Source organism: Actinoplanes missouriensis 431 (assembly GCF_000284295.1).
GTDB lineage: Bacteria > Actinomycetota > Actinomycetes > Mycobacteriales > Micromonosporaceae > Actinoplanes > Actinoplanes missouriensis.
The window spans coordinates 3,408,008-3,423,389 of sequence record NC_017093.1; the positions used below are offsets into that span (position 1 = coordinate 3,408,008).

The following is a 15,382-nucleotide window of genomic DNA, read 5'->3' on the forward strand; positions in this document are numbered from 1 at the left end:
ATGTTTACCCAGGTCGAGCTGTCCGAGGAGCTGTGCGGGTACGTCCGCGACGTCTCACTGCGCGACAGCCCGCTGCTGAGCGAGCTGCGTGACGAGACCCGGTCGCTGCCGGTCGCGAGCATGCAGGTCTCGGCGGAACAGGGCCAGTTCCTGAGCACCCTGGTACGGGCCGTCGGCGCCCGCCGGACCCTGGAGGTCGGCGTGTTCACCGGTTACAGCCTGGTGAGCACCGCCCTGGCCCTGCCGCCCGACGGCACGATCGTGGCCTGCGACGTGAGCGCCGAGTGGACGCAGGTCGCCATGCGGTACTGCGAGCGCGCCGGCGTGGCCGGCAAGGTGGACCTGCGGCTCGGCCCGGCTGCCGACACGCTGCGCGGGCTGCGCGCCGAGGGCCGCGACGGCACGTTCGACTTCGCGTTCATCGACGCCGACAAGGAGTCCTACGAGCAGTACTACGAGCTGGCGCTGGCCCTGGTACGCCCCGGCGGCACGCTCGTCTTCGACAACGTGCTCTGGTCGGGACTGGTGGTCGACGACTCCACGACCGATCCGGAGACCGTCGCGCTGCGCGACTTCAACGCCCGCCGCCGCAGCGACGAGCGCATCGACTTGAGCGTGCTGCCCTACGCCGACGGCCTGACCGTCGCCGTCAAGCGCTGACCGCATCCCACCCGTACGCGAAAGGAAATGATCATGTCCAGTTTCCTGTCCGACGACGACGACTACCCGTGCCGCGTGGTGATCAACGACGAGGAGCAGTACTCCATCTGGCCGCAGGACCGCGACGTTCCCGCCGGCTGGCACGCCACCGGTTTCGCCGGAACCCGCCGCGAGTGCCTCGACCACGTCGACCGCACCTGGCTCGACATGCGGCCCAAGTCCGTGCGCACCGCCTGAGCCGGCACCCCGACCGAGGAGGGCAGCGCCATTCTGCAGCATCGACCGAAGACTCAGCAGGACAACGGCAGCGGGCCGCGGCGGGACGCCGCCGGCCCCGACTGGGACGGGCTGCGCGCCCGCGTCCGGGGCAGCGTCATCCGGCCGGACGACGACGGATACGACGACGCCCGGGCACTGGCCGACCTCGAGTTCAACGCCGTGCGCCCGCTCGCCGTCGTGCGCTGCGCGGGACCCGAGGACGTCCGGCAGGCACTGGCGTTCGCCGGCGAGCTCGGCGTCCCGGCCGTCCCGCGCAGTGGCGGGCACAGCTTCGCCGGCTACTCGACGACCGAGGGCATCGTCGTCGACGTCTCCGGCATGACCCGCACCGTCATCGACGGCGACGTCGCCCGGGTCGAGGCGGGCGCCCAGCTCGTCGACCTCTACACCGACTCGCTGCGGTACGGGCTGGCGGTGCCGACCGGCTGGTGCTCGACGGTGGGGATCGCCGGGCTGGCCCTCGGCGGCGGCATCGGCCTGGAGAGCCGCAAGTACGGCCTCGCCGTCGACAACATCCTGTCCGCCGACATCGTGCTCGCCGACGGCCGGCTCGTGCGCTGCGACCGGTTGCATCACAGCGACCTGTTCTGGGCGCTGCGCGGTGGTGGCGGCGGCAACTTCGGCGTCGTGACCTCGCTGAGCCTGCGTGCCTACCCGGTGACCGAGATGACCAACTACGTCCTGCGCTGGCCGTGGGCGGCCGCGGCCGAGGTGGTGCGGGCATGGCAGGAGTGGGCGTTCACCACCCCGGACGACATGACGCCGACGCTGACCATGGAGCTGCCGGACGCCGCCGAGGGTGCCGTGCCGGAGCTCACCGTGAAGGGCGCCTGGCTGGGTTCGCCCGAGCTGCTCGGCCCGCTGCTCCAGCACCTCCGCGACCGGATACCCACCCCGCCCGACGAGACCTCGGTGACGACCGTCCCGTACGAGGAGGGGGTGATCTGGTGGTTCGGCTGTGAGGGCATGTCGATGGCCGAATGCCACTTCGCCGGATCGCATCCCGAGGGGAAGGTGCCGCGGGTCGGGTTCGCCCGGGCGCGCGGGCACTTCGTCGACCACGACATCCCGGCCGAGGGCATCCTCGCGATGGTCGAGGCGTTCGCCGCCCACCGCGCTCCGGGACAGTCCCGCAACCTCGACTTCCTGACCATGGGCGGCGCCATCAACCGGGTGCCCGCCGACGCCACCGCCTTCGTGCACCGTGACAGCAGGTACTTCGTCGGCTGCGCGGTCGGCACGATGGACGCCGAGTCGCCGCAGGGACAGCAGGTGGCCGTCGACTGGATCGACTCCTGCTGGGAGGCGGTCCGGCCGTGGGCGGCGCCCCGGACGTACCAGAACTTCGTCGATCCGGCGCTGCCCGACTGGCAGAGCCGCTACTACGGGTCGAACTACGCGCGGCTGAGCGAGGTGCGGGCGGCGTACGACCCGGACCGGTTCTTCCGTTTCCCCCACGCCATCGTCTGACAACCCGCGGAGGCGGCGACCGATATGAAGCGATCCGCATCACTGCTCCGGCCCGGCCTGCGCGCCCTGCCGGCGATCGCCGCGGCCGGCGCCGCGATCGCCGCGCTGCGCGGACTGCGGCCACCCCGCCCGGCCGGTGCCCGCGCCCCGCTCGACAGGTTCTCCGCGGTACGGGCCGAAGGTCACCTCCGGGTGATCGCCGCCGAGCCCCGGCCGATCGGCTCGCCGGCTGCGGCTCGGACTCGGGCCGAGCTGGTGGACCGGCTGCGGCGGCTCGGCCTGGAGACCGAGGTGCAGGAGTCGGTCGCGGTGGCCGACCTGGGCGCCGCGCCGTACGGGGTGCGCTACCGCTCGGCCGGCCGCGTGCGGAACATCGTGGCCCGCATCCCCGGCACCGTGCCGGGCCGGGCCGTGCTGGTGATGACCCACTACGACTCGGTCGAGCAGGGCGCCGGTGTCAGCGACGCGGGCATGCTGGCCGCCGCCGTGCTGGAGACCGCCCGCGCGCTCGTGACCGGCCCGCCGCCGCGCAACGACGTCATCTTCCTGCTGACCGACGGGGAGGAGACCGGGCTGCTCGGCGCCCGGGCGTTCTTCGACGAGCACCCGGCCGCCGCCCGGGTGGGTGCGGTGCTCAACTTCGAGGCGCGGGGCACCCGCGGACCGGCGCTGATGTTCGAGACCGGCCCGGGCAGCGGGGCGCTGCTACGGCACCTCGCCGACCTGGAGCGTCCGGCGCAGAGCAGCTCGCTGTTCGACGAGGCGTACCAGCGGATGCCGAATACCACGGACTTCGCGGTGGCCCGGGAACGCGGGCTGCCCGGCCTCAACTTCGCCAACATCGGCGGGTTCATCGACTACCACGGCCCGAACGACGACTTCGAGCACCGCGACCGGGGCACCCTGCAACACCACGGCGAGGTGATGACGGGCCTGGCCCGCAGACTCGGCGCGATGGACCTCGACGAGCCCGCCGGCCCCGATCCGGTCTTCTTCTCCGCCGGGCCGCGCCGCCTGGTGCACTACCCGGCGCCGATGTCCACCCCGCTCGCCGCGCTGGCGGCCTCGGCCGCGGTGGCCGGGCTGCTGGCCGGGCGCCGCCGCCTCGGTGACGGCTGGCGGCTGCCGTCGTCGACGCTCCGGCTGCTCGCGAGACTGGTCGCCGGTGGCGGCGCCGCGACGGCGCTGACCTTCGCGGCGGCGGCGCGCAGCCCTCAGTTCCGCCGCAGCGGCGACTTCCCCGGATCGGACGCCGTGCACGTCGCGCTCGGAGGGCTGGCCGCCTCGGCGGCGGTGACCGGCATGGCGGGCGACGAGCCGTGGCGGCGGCTGGGCGCGGTGCTGCCACCGCTGGCGGTGCTCTCGCTGCTGGCCGGAGCGCGGGCGCCCGGCGCCGGTTACGTGACGGTCTGGCCGCTGGCCGGCGGCGCCGTCGCCGCGCTGACCACCGGTGCGCATCCGGCGGTGCGGGCGGCCGGCGCTGCCGTCGCCGCGGCGGGGGCAGCGGCCACCTTCGTACCGTTGTCGCGGCTGCTCTATCAGGGACTGACCCCCCGGATGGCGGCCGCCTCGATGCTGGCGTTGCAGCTCGGCGGTGAGCTGGCGGCGCCCGCGCTGTCGATGCTGCCGCCGCGGGTGCGGCGGGCGGTCGCGGTGGGTGGGCTGGCCGGGGCGGCGGCGGTGCTGGCGCACCGGCTGACCCGCCCGGCCGGCGACACACCGGAGACCCTGAGTTATCTGTACGACGTGGACGCGGGCACCGGCTGGTACCTCAGCACCGACCAGCGGCCGACGGAGTGGACCGGCCGGTTCCTGGGCGCCGAACCCGTCCGGGGGCCGCTGCCGGACTTCTTCCCGGGCTGGGATCGCGAGTTCATCAGCGCCCCGGCGGAGCCGCATCCGCTGCCGGCGCCGGAGCTGCGGGTGCTGGCGGACGAGCCGGCCGGCGGCGGCCGCCGCCGGGTGCGGCTGCGGGTCAGCACGGCCCGCGACGCCCGGCAGATCGGTCTGACCATTCCGGACGCCGTCGTGCACGCCTGGTCGGTGGAGGGCCGGCCGGGACCGGACGATCCGGCCGGACCGTGGGAATTGTGGCTCTACGCCCCCGGCGCCGACGGTATCGAGGTGAGCCTGGTGCTGGACGCCGCGCCGGCGCGGATCCGGGTGATCGACAGGTCGGACGGCCTGGCCGCCGGGCCGCCGGCGTCCGCGTTCGGCTCGCAGACGCCCGCGGCGGCCCTCGACGTCGACGGCTGGGGCAATGGCACGTTCGCGGCCCGCTGGCTCAAGATCTGAGGTCGCGGGCGGGGCCGTCAGCCGCGGTGCATCGCGGCGGTGAAGTTCTCCCAGTGCGGCTGGCGGCCGTCGATATCGGTGAACCCGTACCGCTCCATCAGGTGCCAGGACGCGTACGTCTTGCCGGCCAGGCCGGCGACCTCGGGGTCGGCGGCCACGGCCGCCACCGCGCGGCCCACGTAGTGCGGGGTCTCCGAGCCGCCGAAATGCCGGTCCTTGGCGATGCCGTCGCGCCAGTTCTCCTCGGTGACGCCGAACGCGTCGAGCATCGCCTCGGACCGCAGGAAGCCGGGAGTGATCGCCAAGGCGGTGATGCCGTGCGGCCGGAGTTCTTCGGACATGGCCAGTGCGAGTCGGATAACCGACGCTTTGGCGAGATCGTAGAAAAGGCTGCCCCGATAGTCGGGCTTGTATCCGTCGGTGATTTCCACGATCACGCCGGATTTCCGCGCCACCATCAAAGGCGCCGCGAAGTGGCTGGTGATGATGTGGGAATGCACCGCCCGCTGCTGCATCAGGAGGCCCGCGTCAAGATCGTGCTCCCAGAACGGCTTGCCCCAGGAGGTGAGCTCGTCGCCGCCCCAGACGTCGTTGACCAGGATGTCCAACCGGCCGTCCTGGTCCTCGGCGATCCGCTGGATCAGCCGTTGCACCTGCTCAGGGACGGTGTGGTCGGTCTGCACGGCGATGCCGGTGCCGCCGCCGGCGGTGACCAGCTCGGCGGTCTGCTCGATGGTCTCCGGACGGTTGCCGGTCGCCGGTCGACCGGCGACACTGCGCCCCGTGCAATAGACCACGGCGCCCTGTGCGCCCAATTCCCTGGCGATGGCGCGGCCGGCTCCCCGGGTGGCTCCGGCGACCAGAGCCACTTTGCCCTTCAACGCGTTGCTCAACGATTCTCCTCCGTGCGCGACAATGCCACCGACCAATGTAGTCGGTGGCATTCGATCTTTTCTGAGCGCCCGGAAGGGCTCGCTTCGTCAGGCGCGGGAGCCGTGCCGGTTCCCGGATCGCGCCGGACGCTCGGCGGCCCGCGCTGTGGCCGGCTGCGGACGGTTGGGCAGCAGGGTCGGCGGCAACTCCATGCCCAGTCCCTGAATGGCGCGCCGGTACGCCGCGATCGCCGCCTCGGTCTCGCCGATCTCGGTCATCACCTGACCCAGCTGTGACCACAGCCGGGAGCTCTGCGCGGTGTCGGGAAGCGCGTCGAGCTCCGCCTGCGCGTCCAGGCAGGCGCGGCGCGCACCGTCCTGGTCGCCGAGCAGCGACAGCGCGGTGGTGTCCAGCAAGCGGCACCGGATCCGTTCCAGGTCGGGAACCCGGGGGTCGGCGGCCATCTCGCCGGCCATCCGGTGCGCGGCCTGCGCCTCGTCCTGCATGATCAGGCACCGGATCAGGTCGTTGCGGCAGCGGGCGGCGTCCGCGATCGCGCCGGCGCTGTCCAGGTCGGCGATGGCCTGCTCGAGCAGCTCGCGGGCCTGCTCCGGGCGCGCCGGGGTCTGCCGGATCAGCAGTCCGCCGTACACCGCGCGGAGCATGCCGAAGGTCTGCCGGTAGTCGTTGGTGTCGGCGTCGGTGACCCGCGCGGCCAGCTCCAGGGCGTGGCCGATGCGGCCGTCCCGATAGGCCGCCCGGCTGGCGTTCCAGTACACCGCGACCAGCTGCCGGCGCTCGGACAGCTGGGGGAGCACACCCATCGCCTGGGCGATCGGCACCCCGGCGGCCTCGTGGTCGCCGCGCTCGCACCACACCGCCGCCACCACCGAGCTGAGTTCCACCGTGACGTCGGAGACGGCCAGGCCCAGCGCGTCGATGCGTTCCTGGGTGCGCTCGGCCTCGGCGAGAGCCCGGTCGCCGTCACCGGCGCGGGCGAGGCTGCGGATCAACCCGAGGGTGGCGCCGAGCCAGTGCGTGTACTGCGGGTAGTTCTCCGCCGAGCGCAGGCAGCCCTCATAGGCGACGACCGCGTCGGCGTACCGTCCCTGCAGCTCCGCGATGCGGGCCAGGCCGAACTCGACCTCCTCGAGGACGTCCTCCTTGCCGGGGTTGTCGTCGAGGGCTTGCTGATAGCCGTCGACGGCGTCGTCGAGCTCCCCGATGAGCAGGGCGGCGCGGGCGAGCCTCAGCTGGGCCGCGGCGGTCCGGTCGGGCGCGCTGCCGGCGGCCGGCTCCGGTGCCAGCAGGTATTCGGGCGGGCAGCCGAGCCGCTCCGAGATCTCCCGGACCACGCGGGAGCTGGGCTCACGGCGGTCGGCTTCCAGGAAGGAGATGTAACTGGCTGAGATGTTGTCCCCGGCCAGGTCGCGCTGGCGCAATCCGCGCGCGACTCGCAGCCGCCGCAGCCGTTTGCCGAAGGTCTCCCCGGCCGGAATGACGTCGTTGGCGTTTCCGGTGACCATGTCCACGATCTACAGCCACTCTCTTGAATGCGCGTAGTCACGCGCAGTGCACTCTTGTCAAGTGCAGTGAAGTCTACCGGCAAGATCGGGTAAATCACCAGGGTCGCCGTCCAAATCGGCGCGACCCGATCGGGGATTCCCGCTGATGGCGGTCTTGCGGCCGACCTCTCCGGTTGACTAGGGCCGTCATCTGTGGAGGTAACGACGCCCCGTCTGGCGGCTCGTCGTACGGGCGTTCCGGCGGGTGTTCCGTGCCGTCTCGGCGCCGGTCATCCGGCGCCCGGTCAGCTCGGCGGCGGCGCGGAAGGCCTCGGCTGCCTCGTCCAGGTCGACGGACTGCCCGGCGATCCGGAAGCGGCGGTGGATAGCCCGGCCGAGCAGGCTCAGAGCCCGGCCGGCGCGGGCCAGGTCGGATCGCTCGGCGGCGTCGCCGAAGACCTCGCGCGCCAGTTGCAGCTCCCGGACCGCGCTGTTGAGGTCGGCGAACCGGCCGCACCTGTCGAAGCGGATGCACAGGGCCATGCCGAGCAGATAGGAGTTGGCGATCCGCGCCTGGCCGGTCTGCGGGCCGTCGTGGCAGGCGCGGCGCAGCAGGTCGATGGCCTGATCGAGCGCGTGCGGATCGTTGATGCGCACCGCGTACTCCAGCACCACGGAGCCGAACTCGGCGGCAGTGGGCCAGCACAGGTCGTCGTTGAACCGCCGGCCGCCGGCCGGCTGGTGCCCGCTGGTCAGGCTGTCGTGACACCGCGACAGCCAGGACAGCGCCACCGGATAGCCGTAATCGGACACCGGGGGAGCGGGCGTGTGGCCGTCGGCCCCGTTGTTGCTTTTCTGGGTGTCGGTTGGTTGTGCCGTTTCGGACACCGCAGCGTCGCTGTCGGAAGGCGACGTCCGGTCTCTGGGCGTGATCAACTGTCCTGGTCCCCCGCGTGATGTGACATGTGGTCAGCAATCGGCTTCCGACGGTCAAGGCTAGTTGATGTCTTTCGCGACTACCAGCCCTCGATTGTCATGGTTTACTTGTCATACGAGTCAACTAATTTGGACTCCCGCCACTGGTTGATTACGTCGCGCGAGGCCGTGTCGCCTGCGCAAGCGGGCGAATCCGTCACTGTTGTCAACGCTGATCACGCCGGTCTGAGCAGGACCGCGACCGTTGCGCATGACTGGGGAAGCGCTCTTCGCGGCACTCCTGTCAACTTACTTGACTCGACTTGAGACACTCATGTAGAACCACATGACAGATCTGTAATGCGAGCTGACCGGGTTGTTTCGCAGCCTCCCAGGACCGTTACCGGCACCCCCGGAGACACGGTCGACACCAGATGGCGGGAGATCCCACGTGACTCTGCAATCGCCCTCCGAATCATCGATCAGCGAAATCTCGCCGGAGCCGGCACCCGCGCCCGTGACGCCGACACCGCGGCCCACCCTGCCGGCGATGTTCGACAGGCGAGCCCGCCTCACCCCGGACGCCGAGGCGCTGCGCTTCCGGGGGGCCGCCACCACCTACGGCGAACTCAGCCGCGCCGCCAACACCCTCGCCCGCGAGCTGGTCCGCCGCGGCGTCGGCCCGGAACGCATCGTGGGCCTCCAGCTGCCCCGCGGCCCTGAAATGATCATCGCGATGCTCGCCGTCGTCCGGGCCGGCGGCGCGTTCCTGCCGATCGACGCGGCGTACCCACCCGATCGCATCGCCTTCATGCGCGCTGACGCCGCGCCCGTGCTGATCGTCACCGAGGACCGTGACGAGCACGAGGACCAGGACGGGACCGGTGCCGTCGTCTCCCTGCACGCCCTGCGCGCGGCAGCGAGCGACCTGCCGGACGGCGACCTGAGCGACGCCGACCGCCTGGCACCGCTCGACCCGGCGCATCCCGCCTACGTCATCTACACCTCGGGGTCGACCGGTCGCCCCAAGGGCGTCGTCGTCACCCACACCGGCCTGTACGACCTGACGACCGCCCAGGCCACGGCGTTCGGCGTCGGCACGGCCAGCCGCGTCCTGCAGTTCGCGTCGCCCAGCTTCGACGCCGCGGTCTCGGAGATCTGCATGGCGCTGCTCACCGGCGCCACATTGGTCCTGGCGCCCCAGAGCGACCTCGCGCCCGGCCCGGCGCTCAGCGCCCTGATCACCCGGGAACGCGTCACGCACGCCACCCTGCCGCCCGCCGTGCTGCCGCTGCAGGAACTGCCGGACTCCGCGCTGCCGGCCGGGCTCAGTCTGATCGTGGCCGGGGAGTTCTGTCCGAGCGACACGATCCGGCGCTGGGCGCCCGGACGAACCATGATCAATGCGTACGGGCCGACCGAGTCCACCGTCTGCGCCACCATGACCGCGCCGTTGCGCGCCGGCGACCTGTCACACATCGGGACAGCGATCTCCGGCACCCGCCTCCACATCGCCGGCGACGACCTCGCGCCGGTGCCGCCGGGCGGCATGGGCGAGATGTTCATCGCCGGCGCCGGCCTGGCCCGCGGCTATCTCAACCGGCCCGCCCTCACCGCCCAGCGGTTCCTGCCCGACCCGTGGGGGCCGCCCGGCAGCCGCATGTACCGCACCGGCGACCTCGCCCACTGGTGCCCCGACGGCACCGTCGGGTACGACGGCCGCGCCGACGACCAGATCAAGATCCGTGGATTCCGCGTCGAGCCCGCCGAGATCGAAGCCGTCCTGCGCGAACGCCCCGACATCACCGAGGCCCGGGTCCTGCTGATCCAGGGGCGGCTCGCCGCGTACCTGGTGCCCGGCCCGGACGGCCACGCCGACACCCGGGCCGCGGCCGCCCACCTCGCCGCGCGGTTGCCGGCGCACATGGTCCCCGGCGCCTACACCGTCATCGATGACCTGCCGCTGACCCCCAGCGGCAAGGTCGACAAGGAACGCCTTCCCGCGCCGGTGTTCACGGCGAGCGCCGGCACGCCGCGGACCCCGCAGGAGGAGATCCTCTGCCGGCTGTTCGCCGACGTGCTCGGTCTGCCGCGGGTCGGGGCCGAGGACAACTTCTTCGAGCTCGGCGGCGACTCGCTGATGGCGACCCGGCTCAGCGTGCGCATCCGCAGCGAGCTCGGCATCGACATCCCGGTCGTGGCGATCATCGAGGCGCAGACCCCCGCCCAGGTGAGCCGCCTGCTCGGAGCGGACCGGCACGACAGCGCCCTCGGCCCGGTGCTCACCCTGCGTGCGACGGGCACCGCCCCGCCGCTGTTCTGCGTCCACCCGGCAGGCGGCATCAGCTGGTGCTACACCGGCCTGCTGCCGCACGTCGGACGACAGCACCCGGTGTACGGCCTGCAAGCGCCCGGCGTCAGCGGCCCGTGCGACCCGCCGGTGAGTATCGCCGGTCTCGCCGCCGACTACCTGCGGCGGATCCGCGAGATCCAGCCGGCCGGTCCCTACCACCTGCTGGGCTGGTCGATGGGCGGCGTCATCGCTTATGAGATCGCCGCGGCGCTGCGGGCCGGGGGCGAGGAGGTCGGCTCGCTCACCCTGCTCGACGCGTACCCGCAGATCCCGCCGGAGCTGCGGCACGACGACGAGGCCGCGCTGCTGCTCGACCTGCTGCACTTCATCAACGTCCCCGATCTCGAACCCGGACCCGGCGCTGTCGACCGCGCGACGGTCATCGACGTCGCCCGCAGCCACGGCAGCGCCATCGCGAGCCTCGGCGACGGCACCGTCGACCGGCTCATCGAGGTCTTCACCGGCAACTACCGGCTGCTGCGCGATTACCGGCCGGCGCCCCTCGACACCGACATGCTGCTGTTCACCGCCACGCGCGGCCGGCTCGCCGAGTTCGCGTCGGCCGACCAGTGGCGGCCCCACACCAGCGGGGAGATCAGTCACCACCTCGTCGACTGCGAGCACCGCGACATGGCCCGTACCGGTCCGATGAGCACCATCGGCCCGGTCCTCGCCGCCCATCTCAAGTCAGCCCGCCAGTCCCACCCGTCAGCCCGCCAGCCCCACCCGTCAGCCCGCCAGCCCCACCCGTCAGCCCGCCAGCCCCACCCCGGGAGGAATCAGTGAACTCCGAGAGCTACGACGTCATCGTGATCGGTGGCGGGCCCGCCGGCTCCACGGTAGCGACGCTCACTGCCAAGAAGGGGCATCGCGTCCTGCTGCTGGAGAAGGAGAAGTTCCCCCGCTACCAGATCGGCGAGTCGCTGCTGCCGGCCACCGTGCACGGCATCGCGAACCTGCTCGGCGTCGCCGATCGCCTCGGCGAGGCCGGGTTCATGCGCAAGAACGGCGGGACCTTCCGCTGGGGCGCCAACCCCGAGCCGTGGACGTTCTCCTTCGCTGTCTCGCCGCGGCTGGCCGGGCCCACCTCGCACGCCTACCAGGTCGAGCGGATGAAGTTCGACCAGATCCTGCTGGACAACGCCCGCAAGAACGGCGTCAAGGTCCAGGAGCTCTGCACCGTCACCGGTATCGTCGAGACCGGCGGCCGGGTCACCGGGGTCCGTTACGCCGATGCGGACGGCACCCCCTACGAGGCCACCGCCGCCTACGTGGTCGACGCGTCCGGCAACATGAGCCGCACCTACAAGTCGGTCAGCCCGCAGCGGCACTACTCGCCGTACTTCCAGAACCTCGCCCTCTTCGGCTACTACGAGGGCGGCAAGCGCCTGCCCGCCCCTAACCAGGGCAACATCCTCTGCGCCGCCTTCGACGAGGGCTGGTTCTGGTACATCCCGCTCACCGACCAGCTCACCAGCGTCGGCGCCGTCGTGCGCCGGGACAGCGCCGACCGCGTGCAGGGCGACCCGGAAGCCGCCCTGCGGAAGCTGATCGACGACTGCCCGCTGATCAAGGAGTACCTCGCTGACGCCAGCCGGGTGACCACCGGACCGTACGGCGAGATCCGGGTGCGCAAGGACTACTCCTACTGCAACGCGCCGTTCTGGCGCTCCGGCATGGTGCTCATCGGCGACGCCGCCTGCTTCGTCGACCCGGTCTTCTCCTCCGGGGTCCACCTCGCCACGTACGGCGCCCTGCTCGCCGCCCGGTCGATCAACAGTTGCCTGGAGGGCACCGTCGACGAGACCGCCGCCTTCACCGAGTTCGAGCGCCGCTACCGCCGCGAATACGGCGTCTTCCACGAGTTCCTGGCCTCCTTCTACAGCATGCAGGCCGACGAGGACTCGTACTTCTGGCAGGCCAAGAAGGTGACCCAGCAGAACGCCTCGAACCTGGAGGCCTTCGTGGAGCTGGTCGCCGGCACCTCGTCCGGTGAGGAGGCGCTCGCGACCGCGCACCGCACGTCCGAGGCCATCGCCGCCGGGGCCGGAGCGCTCGCCGCCGCCACCTACGAACTCGACACCCGCCCCAGCGCGCTGCACTCCAGCGGTGTGGTCGCCGCCGCGATGAGCGAGGGCGCCCGCATCCAGTCGCACGCCCTGCTCGGCGGCGACGCGGGCGTCGAGTCACCCCTGTTCGACGACGGGCTGATCGCCACCGACGACAGCCTCGGCTGGACCAGACCATGACTTTCCGGGCCTGAAGAGGATGTGAAGGATAGATGGACAGACGACACCTGCTGGCTGCCGGAGTGCTGGCGGCCACCGGATCGGTGGTGGCCTCGACGCACGGCGCGTCCGCCGACGCGGGCACCCCGGATCCGCTGCCCGATCACCTGCGGCACCGGGCGACGGGAGAGACCGCCGTCGCGGATCCCGGCGTCACCCCGTACACGGTCGGCCTGACGATCCCCGGCCAGCTGCGACCGACCCGGGTGTACGCCGACCACGACTACTACGAGCACACGATGGAATCCGCCGAGGTGCGGATCCTGCCGGGCGTGAAGACCACGGCGCTGACCTTCGGCGGCTCCTTCATCGGTCCGACGATCCGCGCCAAGGCCGGCCGTACCGTGCGCATCAAGTACACGAACCGGCTCACCGAGCCCGCCAACGTCCATCTGCACGGCGGGCACGTCGCTGCCGACAACGACGGCCACCCGATGGACACCATCCCGCCGGGCGCTTCCCGGGTGTACGAGTACCCGAACCGCCAGGACCCGGCGATGCTGTGGTACCACGACCACACCCACCACCGGGAGGCCGAACACGTCTACCGCGGCATGCACGGCTTCTACCTGCTGGAGAGCGACGCGGAGAAGCAGCTGAACCTGCCGTCGGGAAAATACGACGTCCCCATGATGATCCGGGACGCCGCCTTCGACGAGAACGGGCAGCTGGTCTTCGACGACACCGTCGACCCGTTGCAGACCCGGCTGACCACGATGGTCAACGGCAAGGTGCAGCCGTACTTCGCCGTCGCCGCGCGCCGCTACCGGTTCCGGCTGCTCAACACGTCGAACCACCGCACCTTCCACCTCTCGTTCGGTGACCTTCCCGTGGTCCAGGTCGGCAGCGACGGAGGGCTGCTGCCCCGGCCGGTGCCGGTCACCGAACTGTCGATCTCGCCGGCCGAACGGATCGACGTCGTCGTGGACTTCGGCGGGCGCGCCATCGGATCCCGGTTCCTGCTGCAGACCGCCGAGCTCGGACCGGTCCTGCGTTTCGACGTCGACCGGAAGGCCAAGGACACCAGCATCGTCCCGGCGGTGCTCCGCACGATGCCCGCGCCGCCGGTCCCGATCCGGGAACGCGACATCACCCTCGGGCTGTCACCGGACCAGCAGTGGTTCTGGATCGACGGCAAGCCCTACGACCCGTACCGCATCGACGCGACGGTGCGCCGGGGCACGACCGAGATCTGGAACGTCCACAACGCCGACACCGACTTCGGCGGCATCGAGCACGTCTTCCACATGCACCTCGTGCAGTTCCGCGTGCTCGACCGGGACGGCGCGCCGCCGCTGCCCGGCGAGTCCGGTTTCAAGGACACCGTGCACATTCCCGGCGGCACCTCGGTCCGGCTGCTCGCCAAGTTCACCGACTTCACCGGGGTGTACGCCTACCACTGCCACATGATGGAACACGCTTCCACCTTCCAGATGATGGCCCAGATGGAGGTGGTCACCTGATGGACGCGCTCATCGCCGACGTCGTGGGTGCGGTCGCCGTGGTCGTCTTCCTCTCCTGGCTGCTCGGCGCCGCCGCACGCCGGCTAGGCCAGCCCGCCGTCGTCGGTCAGATGATTGCCGGGATCCTGCTCGGCCCGAGCGTGCTCGGGCACCTGCCCGGGCACCTCACCGAGCGGATCTTCCCGCAGAGCGCCCTCCCGTCGCTCACCGCCCTCGCCCAGGTCTCGGTCGTGCTGTTCATGTTCGTCGTCGGTTACGAGCTCGACCGCCGGCTGCTGCGGCACGGCCGCCGGGCCGCGGTCCTCGTCGCGGTGGCGTCCCTGCTCGTGCCGATGGCCCTGGGCGCCGGCGCCGCGACGGTCTTCGAACCGGCGTTCACCGCGCTCGGCCAGCCACCCACGAGCGGCGCGTTCGTGGCCTTCATGGGCATCGCCGTCTCGATCACGGCGCTGCCCGTGCTCGCCGCGATCCTGCGCGAGCGGGGCCTCACCGCGACCATTCCCGGCGTCACCTCCACCACCGCCGCCGGGATCATGGACGGGGCCGCCTGGATCGTGCTCGCCGCCGTGGTGGCCGGCGCCACCCACCTGCACGGCTACTCGTGGTCGGTCTCGCTGCTGCTGTTCGCGCTCTTCATGGCCGTGATGCTCCTGCTCGTGCGGCCGGCCCTGGCCTGGTGGCTCAAGCGGCGTCCGGGCAAGACCGTGGCGCTGCCGATCGCCATGACCCTCGCCCTGGCCGCCGCCTGGGTCACCGCGTCCCTCGGCTTGCACGCGGTGTTCGGCGGTTTCATCGCAGGGCTCGCGATGCCGCGCCGCGACGCCGAGCCCGACCCGGACGTCCTCGAGCCGATGGAGAAGATCTCCGGCGCGCTCCTGCCGCTCTTCTTCATGATCACTGGGCTGTCGGTGAACATCGGCGCGCTCGGCGGCGACGCGTTCCTGGTACTCGCTCTGGTCTGCCTGATCGCGGTCGTCGGCAAGACGATCCCGGCCTACCTGGCCGCCCGCGCCGGTGGCCTGCGGCCGCGTGACTCCAGCGTGGTGGCCGTCCTGATCAACACGCGTGGTCTCACCGAGCTGATCGCCCTCAACGTGGGGCTGAGTGCCGGTCTCATCGGGCAGCGGTTGTTCAGCGTGCTCGTGCTCATGGCGGTGCTGACCACGGTGCTGACCTCGCCGCTGCTCACCCTGGTGGGCGTGCCGAAACTCGCGGCGGCGAGGACGGCGCCCGCGCCGCCGGGCCGTCCCGCTGTCGCGGCCGCCCCCTCTCCCTGATCGT

The 15,382-nt window shown here is 71.7% G+C and carries 11 protein-coding genes; 8 read left to right on the top strand and 3 right to left on the bottom strand.

Features of this window, described 5'->3' with window-relative positions; all coding sequences use genetic code 11:
- The 4 genes from AMIS_RS15895 (at nucleotide 1) to AMIS_RS15910 (ending at nucleotide 4,704) form a co-directional block, all read left to right on the top strand.
- Nucleotides 1-660 carry a class I SAM-dependent methyltransferase gene (locus tag AMIS_RS15895; protein WP_083888645.1) on the top strand — a complete coding sequence of 220 codons (660 nt, stop codon included), beginning with the start codon at nucleotides 1-3 and terminating at the stop codon, nucleotides 658-660.
- Nucleotides 661-687: 27 nt separating this feature from the next.
- Nucleotides 688-897, top strand: a complete 210-nt coding sequence (locus AMIS_RS15900; RefSeq protein ID WP_014443351.1) for an MbtH family protein — start codon at nucleotides 688-690, stop codon at nucleotides 895-897.
- A 201-nt stretch (nucleotides 898-1,098) separates the two neighbouring features.
- Nucleotides 1,099-2,409, top strand: coding sequence for an FAD-binding oxidoreductase (locus tag AMIS_RS15905; protein ID WP_051042020.1), 1,311 nt, complete (start codon nucleotides 1,099-1,101; stop codon nucleotides 2,407-2,409).
- Nucleotides 2,410-2,433: 24 nt separating this feature from the next.
- The gene (locus tag AMIS_RS15910) at nucleotides 2,434-4,704 is read left to right on the top strand and encodes a M28 family peptidase (protein WP_014443353.1); all 2,271 of its coding nucleotides are present in this window, start codon (nucleotides 2,434-2,436) and stop codon (nucleotides 4,702-4,704) included.
- Between the two features lie 17 nt (nucleotides 4,705-4,721).
- On the opposite strand, the gene AMIS_RS15915 is transcribed toward AMIS_RS15910, so the two are convergent.
- The 3 genes from AMIS_RS15915 to AMIS_RS15925 all read right to left on the bottom strand — a co-directional run bounded on the left by AMIS_RS15915 (nucleotide 4,722) and on the right by AMIS_RS15925 (nucleotide 7,895).
- Entirely contained in the window at nucleotides 4,722-5,597 is an 876-nt protein-coding gene (locus AMIS_RS15915; protein WP_014443354.1) for an SDR family oxidoreductase, read from the bottom strand.
- Between the two features lie 87 nt (nucleotides 5,598-5,684).
- On the bottom strand, nucleotides 5,685-7,076 hold the full coding sequence (locus AMIS_RS15920; RefSeq protein WP_407921889.1) for a helix-turn-helix domain-containing protein: 1,392 nt from the start codon (nucleotides 7,074-7,076) through the stop codon (nucleotides 5,685-5,687).
- 213 nt (nucleotides 7,077-7,289) lie between these two features.
- Nucleotides 7,290-7,895 (bottom strand): hypothetical protein, encoded by a 606-nt coding sequence (locus AMIS_RS15925; RefSeq protein WP_041829816.1) that lies wholly within the window; start codon nucleotides 7,893-7,895, stop codon nucleotides 7,290-7,292.
- A gap of 652 nt (nucleotides 7,896-8,547) precedes the next feature.
- Here AMIS_RS15925 and AMIS_RS15930 point away from each other — a divergent pair.
- Genes AMIS_RS15930 through AMIS_RS15945 form a run of 4 tightly spaced genes read left to right on the top strand, consistent with a single transcriptional unit; the run spans nucleotide 8,548 to nucleotide 15,378 of the window.
- Nucleotides 8,548-11,136, top strand: coding sequence for an amino acid adenylation domain-containing protein (locus tag AMIS_RS15930; protein WP_014443357.1), 2,589 nt, complete (start codon nucleotides 8,548-8,550; stop codon nucleotides 11,134-11,136).
- Nucleotides 11,133-12,599 carry an FAD-dependent oxidoreductase gene (locus tag AMIS_RS15935; protein WP_014443358.1) on the top strand — a complete coding sequence of 489 codons (1,467 nt, stop codon included), beginning with the start codon at nucleotides 11,133-11,135 and terminating at the stop codon, nucleotides 12,597-12,599. Before AMIS_RS15930 ends, AMIS_RS15935 begins: the two co-directional genes overlap by 4 nt.
- Before the next feature lie 32 nt (nucleotides 12,600-12,631).
- On the top strand, nucleotides 12,632-14,101 hold the full coding sequence (locus AMIS_RS15940; RefSeq protein ID WP_014443359.1) for a multicopper oxidase family protein: 1,470 nt from the start codon (nucleotides 12,632-12,634) through the stop codon (nucleotides 14,099-14,101).
- Entirely contained in the window at nucleotides 14,101-15,378 is a 1,278-nt protein-coding gene (locus tag AMIS_RS15945; RefSeq protein WP_014443360.1) for a cation:proton antiporter, read from the top strand. The genes AMIS_RS15940 and AMIS_RS15945 overlap by 1 nt, the downstream gene beginning before the upstream one ends.
- The last annotated feature ends 4 nt before the right edge of the window (nucleotides 15,379-15,382 follow it).

What these genes read in the sequence shown, in the direction of transcription:
- AMIS_RS15895 (WP_083888645.1), top strand. Translation starts at nt 1, where the DNA reads ATGTTTACCCAGGTCGAGCTGTCCGAGGAGCTGTGCGGGTACGTCCGC.
- AMIS_RS15900 (WP_014443351.1), top strand. Translation starts at nt 688, where the DNA reads ATGATCATGTCCAGTTTCCTGTCCGACGACGACGACTACCCGTGCCGC.
- AMIS_RS15910 (WP_014443353.1), top strand. Translation starts at nt 2,434, where the DNA reads ATGAAGCGATCCGCATCACTGCTCCGGCCCGGCCTGCGCGCCCTGCCG.
- AMIS_RS15930 (WP_014443357.1), top strand. Translation starts at nt 8,548, where the DNA reads ATGTTCGACAGGCGAGCCCGCCTCACCCCGGACGCCGAGGCGCTGCGC.
- AMIS_RS15940 (WP_014443359.1), top strand. Translation starts at nt 12,632, where the DNA reads ATGGACAGACGACACCTGCTGGCTGCCGGAGTGCTGGCGGCCACCGGA.
- AMIS_RS15945 (WP_014443360.1), top strand. Translation starts at nt 14,101, where the DNA reads ATGGACGCGCTCATCGCCGACGTCGTGGGTGCGGTCGCCGTGGTCGTC.